This window comes from Pseudomonas sp. Pc102 (assembly GCF_018408275.1).
GTDB classification, from domain to species: domain Bacteria; phylum Pseudomonadota; class Gammaproteobacteria; order Pseudomonadales; family Pseudomonadaceae; genus Metapseudomonas; species Metapseudomonas tohonis.
Window position 1 is genome coordinate 1,119,176 of the sequence record NZ_AP021905.1, and the last position, 15,212, is coordinate 1,134,387.

The window sequence follows — 15,212 nt, forward strand, 5'->3', positions numbered from 1 at the left end:
CCTGGACTGACATGACCGATTACAAAGCGACCCTCAACCTGCCGGAAACGGCATTTCCGATGAAGGCCGGTCTTCCCCAGCGTGAGCCGGAGACCCTGCAGCGCTGGGACTCCATCGGGCTCTACCAGAAGCTGCGCCGGATCGGTGAGGGTCGTCCGAAGTTCGTCCTGCACGACGGCCCGCCCTACGCCAACGGCAGCATCCACATCGGTCACGCGGTCAACAAGATCCTCAAGGACATCATCGTCCGCTCCAAGACCCTGGCCGGCTTCGATGCCCCCTACGTGCCGGGCTGGGATTGCCACGGCCTGCCGATCGAGCACAAGGTCGAGACCACCCACGGCAAGAACCTGCCTGCCGACAAGACCCGCGAGCTGTGCCGCGCCTACGCCGCCGAGCAGATCGAGGGGCAGAAGGCCGACTTCATCCGCCTGGGCGTGCTGGGCGAGTGGGACAACCCCTACAAGACCATGGCCTTCGCCAACGAGGCCGGCGAGATCCGCGCGCTGGCCGAGATGGTCAAGCAGGGCTTCGTGTTCAAGGGCCTGAAGCCGGTCAACTGGTGCTTCGATTGCGGCTCCGCCCTGGCTGAGGCCGAGGTCGAGTACCAGGACAAGAAGTCCGATGCCATCGACGTCGCCTTCCTCGTCGAGGATGCCGACAAGCTCGCTGCCGCCTTCGGCCTGTCGAGCCTCGCCAAGCCCGCCGCCATCGTCATCTGGACCACCACTCCGTGGACCATCCCCGCCAACCAGGCGCTGAACGTCCATCCCGAATTCACCTACGCCCTGGTCGACACCGGGTCGCGCCTGCTGCTGCTGGCCGAGGAACTGGTGAAGTCCTGCCTGGCGCGCTTCGGCCTCGAAGGCCAGGTCGTCGCTACCGCCAAGGGCGAGGCGCTGGAGCACATCCGCTTCCGCCATCCGTTCTACGAGCGCCTCTCGCCCGTCTACCTGGCCGAGTACGTCGAGCTGGGCGCCGGCACGGGCGTCGTTCACTCCGCGCCGGCCTATGGCGAGGACGACTTCCGCTCCTGCAAGCACTACGGCATGAGCAACGACGACATCCTCAGCCCGGTGCAGAGCAACGGCGTCTATGTCCAAGACCTGCCTTTCTTCGGCGGCCAGTTCATCTGGAAGGCCAACCCGGCCATCGTCGCCAAGCTGGAAGAAGTGGGCGCGCTGCTCAAGCACGAGAGCATCAACCACAGCTACATGCACTGCTGGCGCCACAAGACCCCGCTGATCTACCGCGCCACCGCGCAGTGGTTCGTCGGCATGGACAAGCAGCCCAACGAAGGCGCCACCCTGCGCGAGCGCGCACTGGCGGGCATCCAGCAGACCGAGTTCATTCCCGCGTGGGGCCAGGCGCGCCTGCACAACATGATCGCCGGTCGCCCGGACTGGTGCATTTCGCGCCAGCGCAACTGGGGCGTGCCGATCCCGTTCTTCCTGCACAAGGCCACGGGCGAGCTGCACCCGCGCACCGTCGAGCTGATGGAAGAGGTGGCCAAGCGCGTCGAGCAGGAGGGCATCGAGGCCTGGTTCAGGCTGGACGCCGCCGAGTTGCTGGGCGACGAGGCTTCGCAATACGACAAGATCAGCGACACCCTGGACGTGTGGTTCGATTCCGGCACCACCCACTGGCACGTGCTGCGCGGCTCCCATGCGGAGCTGGCCCACGCCAGCGGCCCGGCCGCCGACCTGTACCTGGAGGGCTCCGACCAGCATCGTGGCTGGTTCCACTCGTCCCTGCTCACCGGTTGCGCCATCGACGGCCATGCGCCTTATCGCCAGCTGCTGACCCACGGCTTCACCGTCGACGAGTCCGGCCGCAAGATGTCCAAGTCCCTGGGCAACACCGTGGTGCCGCAGACCGTGATCGACACCCTGGGCGCCGATATCCTGCGGCTGTGGGTCGCGTCCACCGACTATTCCGGCGAGATCGCCGTGTCCCAGCAGATCCTGCAGCGCAGCGCCGATGCCTATCGCCGCATCCGCAACACCACGCGCTTCATGCTCTCCAACCTCACCGGCTTCGACCCGGCTCAGCACCTGGTGCCGGTCGAGGACATGCTGGCGCTTGACCGCTGGGCCGTCGACCGCACCCTGCAGCTGCAGCGCGAGCTGGAAGAGGCCTACGGCGAGTACCGCTTCTGGAACGTCTATTCCCGGGTGCACAACTTCTGCGTGCAGGAACTGGGCGGCTTCTACCTCGACATCATCAAGGACCGCCAGTACACCACCCAGGCCGACAGCCTGGCGCGTCGTTCCTGCCAGTCCGCGCTGTTCCACATCGTCGAGGCGCTGGTGCGCTGGGTCGCCCCGATCCTGGCCTTCACGGCCGAGGAAATCTGGCAGTTCATGCCGGGCGAGCGCGACGAGTCTGTGATGCTCAACACCTGGTACCAGGGCCTGAGCGAGCTGCCGGAAGGTTTCGAGATGAGCAATGCCTTCTGGGAAGACGTGGTCGCGGTCAAGGCATCGGTGAACAAGGAGCTTGAGAACCTGCGCACCGCCAAGGCCATTGGCGGCAGCCTGCAGGCCGAGGTTACCGTCTTCGCCGAGGAGTCCCTGGCTGCCAAGCTGGCCAAGCTGGGCAACGAACTGCGCTTCGTGCTGATCACCTCCACCGCCGACGTGCAGCCGCTGGCCGCAGCGCCGGCCGATGCGGTGGAAACCGAGGTGCCGGGCCTGAAGCTGAAGATCCTCAAGTCCGTACACGCCAAGTGCGGCCGTTGCTGGCACCACCGCGCCGATGTCGGCGTGAACGCCGCGCATCCCGAGCTGTGCGGCCGCTGCGTCGAGAACATCGAAGGCGCCGGCGAGGTCCGCCACTATGCCTGAGGCCCGTTTTGGCCGTCTCGGCTGGTTGCTGCTGAGCGTGCTGGTGTTCCTGCTGGACCAGGCGTCCAAATGGGTGGTGTTGGAGTCGATCCCGTTCCGTGAGCGGATCACCGTCATCCCCGGCTGGTTCGACTGGATCCATGTGTACAACACCGGCGCCGCCTTCAGCTTCCTCGCCGACAGCTCCGGCTGGCAGCGCTGGTTCTTCGCCCTGATCGCCCTCGTGGTCAGCGGCGTGCTGGTGGTCTGGCTCAAGCGCCTGAAGGCCGACGAAACCTGGCTGGCCATCGCGCTGGCCATGGTGCTCGGCGGCGCGCTGGGCAATCTCTACGACCGCGTGGTGCTCGGCCACGTGGTCGATTTCATCCTGGTGCATTGGCAGGATCGCTGGTACTTCCCGGCGTTCAACCTGGCCGACAGTGCCATCACCCTGGGCGCCATCATGCTGGCGCTGGATATGTTCAAGTCGAAGAAGTCCGGAGAACCCGCTCATGACTGAGTCTCTCGCCAGCGTCTCGCGTATCGGCCCGGACACGGAAGTCACCCTGCATTTCGCCATCAGGCTGGAGAACGACGATGTCGTCGACAGCACCTTCGGCAAGCAACCGGCTACCTTCAAGGTCGGCGACGGCAACCTGCTGCCCGGTTTCGAGGGCGCCCTGTTCGGCCTCAAGGCCGGTGACAAGCGCGTGCTGCCGATCGACCCGGAGCAGGGCTTCGGTCAGCCCAATTCGCAGAACGTGCAGGTGATGCCGCGCAGCCAGTTCCAGGACATGGAGCTTTCCGAGGGGCTGCTGATCATCTTCAACGACGCCGCCAACACCGAACTGCCCGGCGTGGTCAAAGCCTTCGACGACAGCCACGTGACCATCGACTTCAACCACCCGCTGTCCGGCAAGTCGCTGCGCTTCGAGGTGGAGATCCTGGCGGTCAAGCCGGCCTGATTTCATCTCCCGCAGGGGAGGGCGGCCGCAAGGCCCAGAGGTAGACAGCATGCAAATCAAACTCGCCAACCCCCGCGGCTTCTGTGCCGGCGTCGATCGCGCCATCGAGATCGTCAACCGCGCACTGGAAGTCTTCGGCCCGCCGATCTACGTGCGTCACGAAGTCGTGCACAACAAGTTCGTGGTCGAGGACCTGCGCGCCCGCGGCGCCGTCTTCGTCGAGGAGCTGGACCAGGTGCCGGACAACGTCATCGTCATCTTCAGTGCCCACGGCGTTTCCCAGGCCGTGCGCCAGGAAGCCGACCGCCGTGGCCTGAAGGTCTTCGACGCCACCTGCCCGCTGGTGACCAAGGTGCACATGGAAGTCGCGCGCTATAGCCGCGACGGCCGCGAGTGCGTGCTCATCGGCCATGCCGGGCACCCGGAGGTGGAAGGCACCATGGGCCAGTACGACGCCAGCAATGGCGGCGCCATCTACCTGGTGGAGAACGAGGCCGACGTCGAGCGCCTGGTGGTACGCAACCCCGAGGCGCTGTCCTTCGTCACCCAGACCACCCTCTCCATGGACGACACCAGCCGCGTCATCGACGCCCTGCGCAGCAAGTTCCCCAGCATCGGTGGCCCGCGCAAGGACGACATCTGCTACGCCACCCAGAACCGCCAGGACGCGGTCAAGCAGCTCGCTGACGAGAGCGATGTGGTCCTGGTGGTCGGCAGCCCCAACAGCTCCAACTCCAACCGCCTGCGCGAACTCGCCGAACGCATCGGCACCCCGGCCTACCTCATCGACGGCGCCGAGGACATGCAGCAGGCATGGTTCGAAGGCGTCGCCCGCGTCGGCATCACCGCCGGCGCCTCGGCACCGGAAGTACTGGTGCAGGGAGTGATCGAGCAACTCCGCGCCTGGGGCGCTGAGGTTGCTATGGAGCTGGATGGCCGGCCGGAGAATGTGACGTTCTCGATGCCGAAGGAGTTGCGGTTGAAGGTGGTGTGATTGCTGCTGAAATGAGAAAGGGCCCGAATGGGCCCTTTTTGTTTCAGTTGGATGGGCAGCGGGCCCAGGCTGTGGATAACGAGCCGCCGCCACTGCGAGCGCCATTTGAACTGATGGTCAGTGTGTTGGAAGCACCACTCCATAGGCGGCCGGTGATCGCGCTGGCCTGGATGGTGTATCCGGTTGCCGACACCGCCGTAATGGATAAGTTGAATTGTTTAGTGGAGCCATCGATGGGGCTCTGGCTCGGGTAGATGGTTGGAGTGGTGCCACTCGCTGCCCCCACATAGGTACCCCGCTGGGCTCGGTAGCGTTCCATGGCGCTGGACAGGCCTACCAGTGCGCCTTTGGCGTCCTCGCACGCGGTGCGGCGAACATAGTTCTGATAAGAGGGGTAGGCAATTGCAGAAAGTACTGCAATTACCGCAACCACTATCATCAGTTCGATCAGTGTGAAGCCATTTTGCTTGTCCATGTGTTTTCCATAAATGCAGAGATGGCGCCTCTTGTGAGGCGCCATCTTTCGGATCAGTTGAAGGTCGTGTTGTCCATCCAGTAGGTCTTGCCCAGCGGTGCAGACGGTACCTCATCTGGCGGAAGAGATGGGTCCTTCAGTACGTGGCACTCGTTGCCTTGGCAGACCAATTGCGGGTCTCCGGAGATGCCACCGCTGTTGCTGGTCTGGAAGCGGTCGGCATAGGTCCCCGATCCATTGGCAGGGACGGAGGCCGGCGTGCCATCCAGCAGGCGTACCTTGTAAGACCTGTTGACGCCGACGGCGGCGCTACAAGCGGCTGCACTGGCGCTGGGTTCGTATGTGTTGAAGTACAGATAGCCGCCTGCTACCAGAGCTCGGGACAGAACCTTTTCCCCCAGCTCACGCAACGTGATGTACCAGCCACCATCGGTCCGAGCAAATGCCGACGCCGCGGCCGTTTTTTGAGCAGTTGTGCCTTGTTGCACAAGGTTGGCCGAGGCGTCATAGAGGTCCGATTCAGTCAGCGTTGTCTGCGGGTTCGGACTGAACAGCGCAGAAGTCCGGAAAGAATAGAACCTGTCAGTGATGAATGTATTCAAGGGGTGACCGCGATAACCACTGCCGATGTTCACGGTCAGTGAGCGGTTGCCATTTACGTTCAGCAGGGCTACGTCCGGCTCATGGTAGAAGCGTCTGGCATTGGCTGTGGTGTTTCCACCAACGCTGGCGAACACTCCGCTGCCATTGCTGCCTCCAGCAGTGACCAGGCTGTTACCTGTGCTGCCGTTGTTGATATAGAAGCGCCAGACTTGACCGCCCATGTCGCCAACGAAGAACTGGTCCGCCAACTGGTTGGGGTCTAGTACAAGGGCACCGTTACTCTCCTGGATATCAATCACACGGACAGCGCTGGGGATACTGTAGGTCATGTTGCTCAGTGTCAGTGATCCAGTGCCACTCTGTGTAGACGCACTGTTGCTAGCGGACCAAATCAGGGCACCGGTGCGGGCATTGACGATATAAATGGCATTGCCAACGTTATCGGCGGTTCTTACGTCTGTGCCTTGGTTCAGGTTGTCCTGCGCTGGATTGTAACCACCACCGAAGATCAGTACATCGGTAATCACGGTTCCGATCTTGATCTTGGTTTTCACGGGGGCTGACCAGGTCTGGCTGAGCTTTTCAAACCCGGCCGTGGTGCCACCCACTATCTGCCACATCAATTTCGGTGCGGTACGGTCAGTGATATCCAATGCATAGATGTTACGGCCACCGCGCCCCATCGTTGCATAGGCGTAGACAAACTCACCCGTGTTCAGGGTCCCCGATGTTGTGGTCGGTGGAGTTGCTTTGGGATCGCCATAGATCACGCCGTTACCATTGGCATCATTGACCCAGAGGGTGACCGTATTGTCCATGCCGTAGGCTTTGGGCTTGATCGAGGTGCTCTGGGTGTTGTCCTTCAACTGCTTGATATTGTCCAGCAACTCTTCAGGCATGAAACCGAACTGCTCTTCACCGGTATTGGTGTCGAACATTTGGATGAAGCCTTCATTGGTGCCGAGTATCGCGCTTTGGTCGTCGCGCGTGCAGACCCCGCTGGTATATTCAGCGCAGCCATAAGTTACCAGGCGAGGCGCCGAATGGATTGGGTCACCAAGTGCCTTTCGCTCTGTGGTTCCGTTGGTGTCCAAGCCACGGATGAAGTTGAAAACAGCGTCGCGCTCCGTAGTGCTGTTTACTCCAGAACCTAGCATTGCATTGGTGATGTTCGTGTTGCTGGATTTCAGGTGATATGCCGTGCCATTCAGTGCTACTGCGCTGCTAGGGGAGCTGCCGTAATAAGTGAACAGGTTGCGACGGCTTGGGGCGGGTAGTTGAAGTGCCGCCCCGCCTTTTGTTACATCGTCACCGTCGCGAACCGTATCCCAGAAACTACGTGCGTTACTTTTGAAGAAGCCAGTAAGTGGATCGATAGCCGCGGCGTCGTCCAGGTCGACAATCGCGGTCACATTATTGACTTCCCCAAGGCGATAGCGTTTGAGGTTGCCAGACCAGCGGTCATTGGCAGATGGTTTGAACAGAGCGAAGTAGAGCTCGTCCTTATTGTCTTGACGGTTGAAGCTGTTCACCGGAGCGGTGGCGTTTACGAAAGTAGTGTTGGTGGCCAGTGCACGTTGAACGATGTCGTTGAATGCCGAGGCGAGGTCGCCGGCGTTCTCCGCCTGATAGGCGCTGCCGCCCCCGACGGACGCGAGGTCGTTCAGGAAGCGAGTGGCTTGAGCGTTGTTACTGGTGTTGAAGCCGATAGTGTGCGTGACGACAGTATTCAGACCGTCGAAGTCGCTTTGGTCAGCGCTACCCATCCAGCGAACCAATGTACGTCCACATTTTTCATCGTTGTCATTGGAATCAGTGCTGCCCCCGCAAGAGGTTCCGGTCATGTTTGCAATATTGGTTTGGGAAGCAGTGGTGTATCCGTTCGCTTCGCCGTCAGTGAGCAAGACCATATAGGTGGCCTGACAGGAGCTAGTAATGGGGCTGGCGTAAGGGGCGCTATGCTTCGAACTTAGCTGGGTCAGATAACTACCCGCCTCACTCAGCGTTGGAACAAGTGGGGTGCCACCGCCGGCTGCAAGGCTCTGAACAAGGTCATTGGTGTAATTTCGAATCGTGTAGTCATTACTACCTTTGCCGCCGCTGCGAAGTTTCACACGGAGCTTGATAGCGTTGCCGGGACTGCTTTCATATGTCTTGAGGCTGAGGTTCGAACTGGAGTTCGGCGTCAGTACAAGAGAAAGGGAGTTGCCGTCCGCCCAGCTACCATTAGCAAAAATGGATTGGAGGTCGGCAGCCAGCGTACCTCCCGAGCAGACAACCGGAAACCCCGCAGTAAGTCCTGTAAGGTTGCAGGTTGTGCCGCCGCTTGTAAGTGACCTTTTTCCGATGTTGTTGGCGTCACTTGAGAATGCCGCTGAGTTACCTGAGTCCTCGAAACGCAATTTGAGAGAGGCGTCCTCGGTGCTATTAGGTGTAATGATCACCTGGGCGTCCAGGACTTGGGCGTTGCGCAGTGCAGGCACTTTCTGGAACCGAGCGGCAATATAGGTCTGCGCGTAACTGTTGCCATTAAGGGATTGGCTGCTTTCCGTCAGGTTCATGCGTTGTGGATTGCTGCTGTTTAGCCGGTACTGCCGGGCATCGTCCTTAGGATCCAGTAGTGAAAGATCCATTATCGGGTTCAAGCACCCACTGTCCCCGCCGGTATAGCTGACGTTGAGTACCGGCTGGAGGTTCTGGTTGGCGTCGACGGCCTGGGCAACACGATTGCCATTTCCGCTGGTCGGCGTGAAGAAGAACGCCATGGAGTTGTTGCCGCACCAACTGGTGTTGTTCACGACACGTTGTACAAGGGAGGTGACATCCGGGCCGGCAACATGAACAGAAGGTGACGCTGTGCGCCATTCGGAAGGTGACCAACTGATAGCCGGTGTCTTGCTGCGCCCGGTAAAGTCCTCGCTTGCGGTGAATGCACTCGCATCACCAGCGTCTTGGGCCGAAACATCAAAAACTACGCTGCGATCATCGGAGCCTGCGGGTACAAAGTCGATGCGGGCAGAGGTAATGCGTGCGCCTTGAGGGATGGAAACCGTTTGGAAGCGCAAGCCAGCAGTACGCGCGTTGTTTTCAGAGCCGCTGTAGGTGATTTCCAATCTTGGGCTGTTGGTGTCACCGTCGCCAAGATAGTAGGAGTAACTGGTGGATGTCGCTCCCCTTAGACGAATAGTTGCATCGCTGACAGGGTTGGTCGTTGGCGCGATGGCTTGCAATGCTTGGAACTGGCTGGTGATGTCCAAGGCTATTTCACCGCTTGCTGCCGTAGGCTGCAGGCTGGTGTTGTTAAGCGCTGCCACGCTGAAATCGCGAGCCGCGACGCTTTCGTTGTCGTTGTAAGCTCCGGGTGTCTTGCTGTTTTCCAGCTTGACGGAGAATCTCGGGATGGACGTGGAAGTTGTGGGCTTCAGATAGAGCCTTGCAGAGCTGATTGTGACCCCTTTGGGAACGTTCAGGTTGCGGAAAAGCAAGATGCTGTCGTTTCCGGAGGTACCGCTGCTGGAGTTGATGGAGAGCACGGCGCCTGCTGGGCAGTTGCTACGAGCTGTAATGATCTTGGCGGAGCAGGATATGTCGCTGCGCACGTAATAGGTCGAATTTTCGTTCGAGTACGAGGAGCTGCTGCCAAGGGACCTCACGGTACTGGTCAGTGAACTGCCGCTATTGTCTGTATTTTTTACGTAACCCATTACCAATGTTGGATCGACGATATTGGTAACCGTAGTGCCTGTGGTCTGGCGCGTAGCGTCATCTCCACTATCCGCTAGAGTGGGGCTGGCCAGCTTCACGTTCAGGGATTCGTTTATATTTCGTACCGGGGACAGTATTCGGCTGCCCCCGCTAGTGGTGTTTAGTGCCATCACACCCACGTTGATGCTGCCTGCATTGGAGATAATCGTGTTGAAGGCGCTCTTCAGTCCCGCCATCCGGGTGCCTTGCATGGAGCCCGAGTCATCGAGAATGAACAGAACGTTGGGGCGGATACCGGAATCGATTGCAGCACCACCGAAGAAAATCTCCGTATCGTCTGCCAGAGTGACGCTGCTATGCAGCACCATGGTTGAGAGTAATGAAGAGGCCAGGAGGGTATTCAGGGAACGTGGGTATTTCATGCTTGTCTCCGTATCCGGCTCAGTAGCGAACCAGATGGCCTTGAAGGTGCTTGGCACGGGCAGGGTTGTTGGCATCGACACAACCCGAATCGGGGCAGGACTTGCCAGTGCTTTCGATGTTGTAGCAGGCGTACTGGAAGGTGGTGTTGTTTTCCGAAGCATCCATCGAGTAAGAGGGAATCACGCTCCAGCAGTTGCCGGGGAGGCCGGCGCTTGCGGCGAAGCTAACCGTGCTTATGAGTGTGGCGCTGGTCCCGCTCGTTAATGTTCCACTGGTACTGATGCTATTAAGCGCAGGAGATGGGGTGGCTTCGTAGGTGGCGATCCACTGCCGTATCCCCGTCTCTGCTGCCTGGAAGGCAGTTGTCTGCTGCTGGCTGTTTGCTGCCATGCGTGTTTGCAGTGAGGACATGTTTGCAGCGGTAATTGCGATTACTGTGAGCAGCAGCAGCAGCACCAAGCTGATTAGCAAGGCCATGCCATTCTGTTTGTTATTCATCAGAGTCGATTCCTCAGCTCGTAGGTACCCGAGTAGGTGCGCTGTACTTCGTTGCGTGAGTCGCTGACTGACAAATTCACTCGAATGGATCGAACCTTCCCCAGCTCGGCAGAAGTGATGGCACTGCCGTTCTTCCAGGTGGTGGTGCCGCCCGAGACGATCCCGTACTGGATGCTGTTGATAGCAGCGTTATCCAGAATGGGATCGGGAGTTCCAGAGTTCACTGTCATGCAGATTCGAGGTGTTCCACCACTGGCGCAGTTCGTGTAGGCGACCTCGTTCAGATAGAGGGAGTTATCTGCGCAGTCTTTTTTAGTGGAGAACAATGTTCCGCTGGTAGCCGAAGCCGCATAACGGAACATCACACCGGTGCCGCTGGTGCCAGCAGTATCGATTGCTGCCGCTGGAAAGGTCAGGCTTCCGACAGTGGTGGTGTTATAGGCGGAACTGCAGCCTTGATAGCCTGCTCGGCGGGCATCTCCGCCGATGATCTCCAAAGCAAGACGGCCACTTTCTTGAGCCCTGGCTAACGCCGAACTGGTCTTGTCGGCAGAAGAGGTGCTACTGAAGAGTTGCACAACTCCCAATAGCAGCAGTGAGCTTATGAGCACGGCGATCATCAGCTCGACGATTGAGAAGCCCTTCTGGTTCATAGGTCTACTCTCATTGTGTAGCTGAGGCTTTCTGCCGAATTCTGCTGAGTGATTCCTCGATTCAATGCAGAAGACTCCTGCCAGGAAATGGTGATGGTGTATTGGTTATTGGTTCGTGAGATGACAGCCGTCGCGCCTGGAATACTGTTGGCGAGATCAGCACGCCATTGGCTGAGATCCAGTTGGGCTTGTTGGGACGCGATGCAGCCACTCGCGGCACATCCCGGATCCGAGGTGGCTGCTGCAGAGGCAGTCAAGACATAAGAGTTGGTAGTGGTGGCCTCTGTCCAGTTCGCACGCATGCGCTCCACGATATCGAAGCTCAGCAGGCTGGCCTGGCTGCGAAGATAAGCACCCTGGTTGGACTGAAGGCTGGTCATGGTCAGGCTAGCCATGCCCAGCAAGCCGATGGCGAGCACCAAAATGGCGATCAGCACTTCGATGAGAGTAAAGCCTCGGGACGAGTTGACCTTTTTCATGAGCAACCGCTCCCACTGCAGGCTTGGCCAAGGGTATTGACCTTGATCTGTTTACTGGAGGGACGAGTGTCGGAAACCGAAATGGTTGCAGAGGTGGCAGTGCCGTTGGCGTTGTAGGTGATCTCGTTACGAGAGCTGGTCACTGTTACACCGGTATTGCTGGAGGGAATAACTCGCAATACGGTAGTGCCTCGCACCATCAGAGTGCCGCTGCTCCAGTTCGTGGAAGCAGTGCAGGCCGTACCTCCCGCATTGGTAGGGCAAATCTTGATCGCGTCTCGCAGCGTTACGGCCTCGCTGCGAGCCATTTGCATGGCCCCAACGAGCGTATTGGTTGAACTGGTGAGTCGGTTATCCAGGATGAGGCTCCTGAAGCTCGGTAATCCGATCGAGACAAGGATGGCGAGTATGAGTAGCGCCACCAACAGTTCGATGAGGGTGAATCCTTTGCCTGAGTACATGGTGTAGTCCCGGAAAATCCCAAGACAAAGTTAACCCAGGCGGCCTGTCTCTCCAGTAATGTAGGGATGAGCGAGCTAATCGAGCGATGAAATGCAGTTCAGGTGCAGTGAGCATTCCTGCTTGGTGATTCAGATCTCGCTCGGCCTGAGAGGCTGATCACTATCGAGTGCACAGGGTGTTCATCGAAGCAAAGCAGCAAGGTGCCGTTCAGTGCTCGTGTCGTTCCGTTGGCGTTGAACTGTAGGTAGGGTTGGCGACGAAATGATTTCCAGTGCCAGGCATAGCCTTGGGGTATTTCATTCTTGAAGTCGGCGACTTGTTTGGGGGCCAATTGGCCCATGGCGTCGTGATCCGTGAAAACCATGATATGTGCTCTCCAGATACTTCCTGACTCGCACTGAACGACTCCCGAACAGACTGCGACGATGCGTCGCTCGTTAACGGCTTTGCTCCGTGCATAATGCAGCGCCCCCATCATCTGGTTGACCAATTGAACCCTCTCCTGATGCTCAATGAGTTTGAAATAGCTCGGCAAGGCAGCGGTAACCAGTATCGCCATGATTGCTAACACCATGATCAGTTCGACCAGTGACACTCCTCGGGGGCGTCTCATTGCGGTTCCTCGCAGACTGAATAGCGAGCTCGAACATAGGACAGGTTGATTCGATGCCAAATGACGTAGGAATACGGGTTACCGTCATCGGCGGGGGGGCTCTCGGTCTGTTGAGTGCTCTCGAGCTGGCTGTTTCTGGATGCTCGGTGCAGTTGATAGAGCGCTCCGCGACAGGAAGGGAGGCTTCCTGGGCTGGGGGGGGAATCGTTTCTCCGCTTTATCCGTGGCGCTATTCCCTTGCAGTCACGGCTCTTGCCCACTGGTCTCAGGACTTCTATCCGGCTCTATCTAGGCAGTTGCTGGAGCGGACCGGGACCGACCCTCAGGTCCATGTCACCGGTTTGTATTGGCTGGATCTGGAAGATCAAACCGAGGCGTTGGAATGGGCAGGGCGGCAACGTCGGCCACTGAGTCGCGTACCGCTGGACGAGGTCTATGTCCGTGTTCCGCCACTTAGAAGGGGCTATTCAACCGCCATCCACATGGCCGATGTCGCCAACGTCCGCAACCCGCGCCTCACCCGTGCGCTGCGCGAGGCCCTGCTTCAATTGCCCAATGTCACCCTCCGGGAAGATTGCGCCGTGGATGGTTTCATCCAGGAAGGCGGGCGTGTCGTCGGGGTTCGCACCTCGCAGGAAGAGGTCCGTGCGGATCGCGTGGTGCTCTGTGCCGGCGCCTGGAGCGGGGAGTTGCTCGCGACGCTGGGGCTCGACTTGCCCGTGGAGCCGGTGAAGGGACAGATGATCCTGTTCAAATGCGCCGAGGATTTCCTGCCGAGCATGGTGCTGGCCAAGGGGCGCTATGCGATCCCGCGGCGCGACGGCCACATCCTGGTGGGGAGTACCCTGGAGCATGAAGGCTTCGACAAGACGCCGACCGAGGCCGCACTGGAAAGCCTGAGGGCGTCGGCCATCGAGATGCTGCCGGCGCTGGCGGAGGCCGAGGTGGTCGGCCATTGGGCCGGATTGCGGCCGGGGTCTCCCGACGGCATTCCTTTCATCGGGCCTGTGCCCGGTTTCGATGGGCTCTGGCTGAACTGCGGTCATTACCGCAATGGGCTGGTGCTGGCGCCCGCGTCCTGCCGGCTGCTCACCGACCTGATGCTGGGGCGCGAGCCCATCGTCGATCCCGCGCCCTATGCCCCGGGAGCGCGCCTGAAGCCGCTGGCCTGACGCCGCCGGGGATCAGTCGATCCCCAGTTTCTTCAGCCGGTAGCGCATCGAGCGGAAGGTCAGGCCCAGGCGCTGGGCTGCGGCGGTGCGGTTCCAGCGAGTTTCTTCCAGGGCCTGCATGATGAGCTTGCGCTCGATCTCTTCCAGGTAATCCTCGAGGTTGCTGACCTGCGCAAGGTCGGCCTCGCCGCTTTCCGACGGGGAGGGCGCGTCGGCCAGGCGCAGGTCCTCGGGCTGGATCTGGTCGTTGTCGCAGAGCGTGTAGGCCCGCTCGAGCATGTTTTCCAGCTCGCGGACGTTGCCGGGGAAGCGATAGCTCTTGAGCTTTTCCATGGCGTCGCGGGTGATGCTGGCCGCGGCGCTGTCCGCAGCCAGGCGCTTGAGCATCACATCGGCCAGTTGCGGGATGTCCTCGCGGCGCTCGCGCAGCGGGGGGACGCTGAGTTCGATGACGTTCAGGCGGTAGTAGAGGTCCTGGCGGAAGCGTCCGGCCGCCACTTCGGCAGCCAGGTCCTTGTGGGTGGCGCTGAGAATGCGTACGTCCACCACCACTTCCTGCTGGCCACCTATGGTGCGAATGGCCTTTTCCTGGATGGCACGCAGCAGTTTCACCTGCATGGGCAGGGGCAGGTCTGCCACTTCGTCCAGGAACAGGGTGCCGCCATGGGCCGCCTGGAACAGGCCGATCTTGTCTTCGATGGCGCCGGTGAAGCTGCCCTTCTTGTGGCCGAAGAATTCGCTTTCCATCAGTTCCGAGGGGATGGCGCCGCAGTTGACCGGTACGAAGGGGTCTTCGTGGCGCGGGCCCTGCTCGTGGATCATGCGTGCCACCAGTTCCTTGCCGCTGCCGGACTCGCCGCTGATGTAGACGGGGGCCTGGCTGCGCGCGAGCTTCTGGATCTGGTTGCGCAGCGCCTTCATCGGCGGCGAGTCGCCGAGCAGGCGGTTGTCCATCGGCGTGTCGCCGCTGCCGCTGGTGCGCAGGCGCAGGGCCGCAGCGACCAGCTCGCGAAGCCGGCCGAGGTCCACAGGCTTGGTGAGGAAGTCGAAGGCGCCGGCCTTCAGTGCGTTGACGGCGGTGTCCAGGCTGCCGTAGGCGGTGATCATCGCCACCGGGACCTGCGGATGGCGCTGCTGGATGTGCTGCACGAGGTCGAGGCCGGTGCCGTCCGGCAGGCGCATGTCGGTCAGGCACAGGTCGAAGGGTTCGGCGGCGAGGAGTTCACGGGCTTCCTTGACGTTGCGGGCGCTGCGGGTATCCAGCTTCATCCGGCCGAGGGTGATCTCCAGCAGCTCGCGGATATCGGGCTCGTCGTCGACGATGAGTGCTCTCTGTCTGGTCATG

The 15,212-nt window shown here is 60.2% G+C and carries 13 protein-coding genes; 5 read left to right on the forward strand and 8 right to left on the reverse strand.

Going from position 1 to position 15,212, the window contains the following annotated elements; translation table 11 throughout:
• Positions 1-11 precede the first annotated feature (11 nt).
• Genes ileS through ispH form a run of 4 tightly spaced genes read left to right on the forward strand, consistent with a single transcriptional unit; the run spans position 12 to position 4,784 of the window.
• The gene (ileS, locus tag PHLH3_RS05315) at positions 12-2,846 is read left to right on the forward strand and encodes an isoleucine--tRNA ligase (RefSeq protein ID WP_213628471.1); all 2,835 of its coding nucleotides are present in this window, start codon (positions 12-14) and stop codon (positions 2,844-2,846) included.
• On the forward strand, positions 2,839-3,345 hold the full coding sequence (gene lspA, locus PHLH3_RS05320; RefSeq protein WP_111259745.1) for a signal peptidase II: 507 nt from the start codon (positions 2,839-2,841) through the stop codon (positions 3,343-3,345). Before ileS ends, lspA begins: the two co-directional genes overlap by 8 nt.
• On the forward strand, positions 3,338-3,790 hold the full coding sequence (locus PHLH3_RS05325; RefSeq protein WP_173173384.1) for a peptidylprolyl isomerase: 453 nt from the start codon (positions 3,338-3,340) through the stop codon (positions 3,788-3,790). The genes lspA and PHLH3_RS05325 overlap by 8 nt, the downstream gene beginning before the upstream one ends.
• 49 nt (positions 3,791-3,839) lie before the next feature.
• Positions 3,840-4,784, forward strand: coding sequence for a 4-hydroxy-3-methylbut-2-enyl diphosphate reductase (ispH, locus tag PHLH3_RS05330; RefSeq protein WP_213628472.1), 945 nt, complete (start codon positions 3,840-3,842; stop codon positions 4,782-4,784).
• 43 nt (positions 4,785-4,827) lie between these two features.
• Here the strand turns inward: ispH and PHLH3_RS05335 are convergent, their stop codons facing one another.
• The 7 genes from PHLH3_RS05335 to PHLH3_RS05365 all read right to left on the reverse strand — a co-directional run bounded on the left by PHLH3_RS05335 (position 4,828) and on the right by PHLH3_RS05365 (position 12,695).
• Entirely contained in the window at positions 4,828-5,259 is a 432-nt protein-coding gene (locus tag PHLH3_RS05335) for a type IV pilin protein (RefSeq protein ID WP_213628473.1), read from the reverse strand.
• A 53-nt stretch (positions 5,260-5,312) separates the two neighbouring features.
• On the reverse strand, positions 5,313-9,989 hold the full coding sequence (locus tag PHLH3_RS05340; RefSeq protein ID WP_213628474.1) for a pilus assembly protein PilY: 4,677 nt from the start codon (positions 9,987-9,989) through the stop codon (positions 5,313-5,315).
• Between the two features lie 19 nt (positions 9,990-10,008).
• Positions 10,009-10,488 carry a PilX N-terminal domain-containing pilus assembly protein gene (locus tag PHLH3_RS05345; protein ID WP_213628475.1) on the reverse strand — a complete coding sequence of 160 codons (480 nt, stop codon included), beginning with the start codon at positions 10,486-10,488 and terminating at the stop codon, positions 10,009-10,011.
• Positions 10,488-11,141 carry a prepilin-type N-terminal cleavage/methylation domain-containing protein gene (locus PHLH3_RS05350; protein ID WP_213628476.1) on the reverse strand — a complete coding sequence of 218 codons (654 nt, stop codon included), beginning with the start codon at positions 11,139-11,141 and terminating at the stop codon, positions 10,488-10,490. Before PHLH3_RS05350 ends, PHLH3_RS05345 begins: the two co-directional genes overlap by 1 nt.
• Complete coding sequence (gene pilV / locus PHLH3_RS05355) at positions 11,138-11,620, reverse strand: type IV pilus modification protein PilV (RefSeq protein ID WP_213628477.1); 483 nt, start codon at positions 11,618-11,620, stop codon at positions 11,138-11,140. Before pilV ends, PHLH3_RS05350 begins: the two co-directional genes overlap by 4 nt.
• On the reverse strand, positions 11,617-12,081 hold the full coding sequence (locus tag PHLH3_RS05360; RefSeq protein ID WP_213630413.1) for a GspH/FimT family pseudopilin: 465 nt from the start codon (positions 12,079-12,081) through the stop codon (positions 11,617-11,619). The genes pilV and PHLH3_RS05360 overlap by 4 nt, the downstream gene beginning before the upstream one ends.
• Positions 12,082-12,179: 98 nt before the next feature.
• The gene (locus tag PHLH3_RS05365) at positions 12,180-12,695 is read right to left on the reverse strand and encodes a GspH/FimT family pseudopilin (RefSeq protein WP_213630415.1); all 516 of its coding nucleotides are present in this window, start codon (positions 12,693-12,695) and stop codon (positions 12,180-12,182) included.
• 53 nt (positions 12,696-12,748) lie between these two features.
• On the opposite strand from PHLH3_RS05365, the gene thiO reads away from it, so the two are divergent.
• Positions 12,749-13,867 (forward strand): glycine oxidase ThiO, encoded by a 1,119-nt coding sequence (gene thiO, locus PHLH3_RS05370; protein ID WP_213628478.1) that lies wholly within the window; start codon positions 12,749-12,751, stop codon positions 13,865-13,867.
• 12 nt (positions 13,868-13,879) lie between these two features.
• On the opposite strand, the gene PHLH3_RS05375 is transcribed toward thiO, so the two are convergent.
• A complete protein-coding gene (locus tag PHLH3_RS05375) occupies positions 13,880-15,211 on the reverse strand; it encodes a sigma-54 dependent transcriptional regulator (RefSeq protein ID WP_213628479.1) in 1,332 nt (443 codons plus the stop codon).
• Position 15,212: the final 1 nt, after the last annotated feature.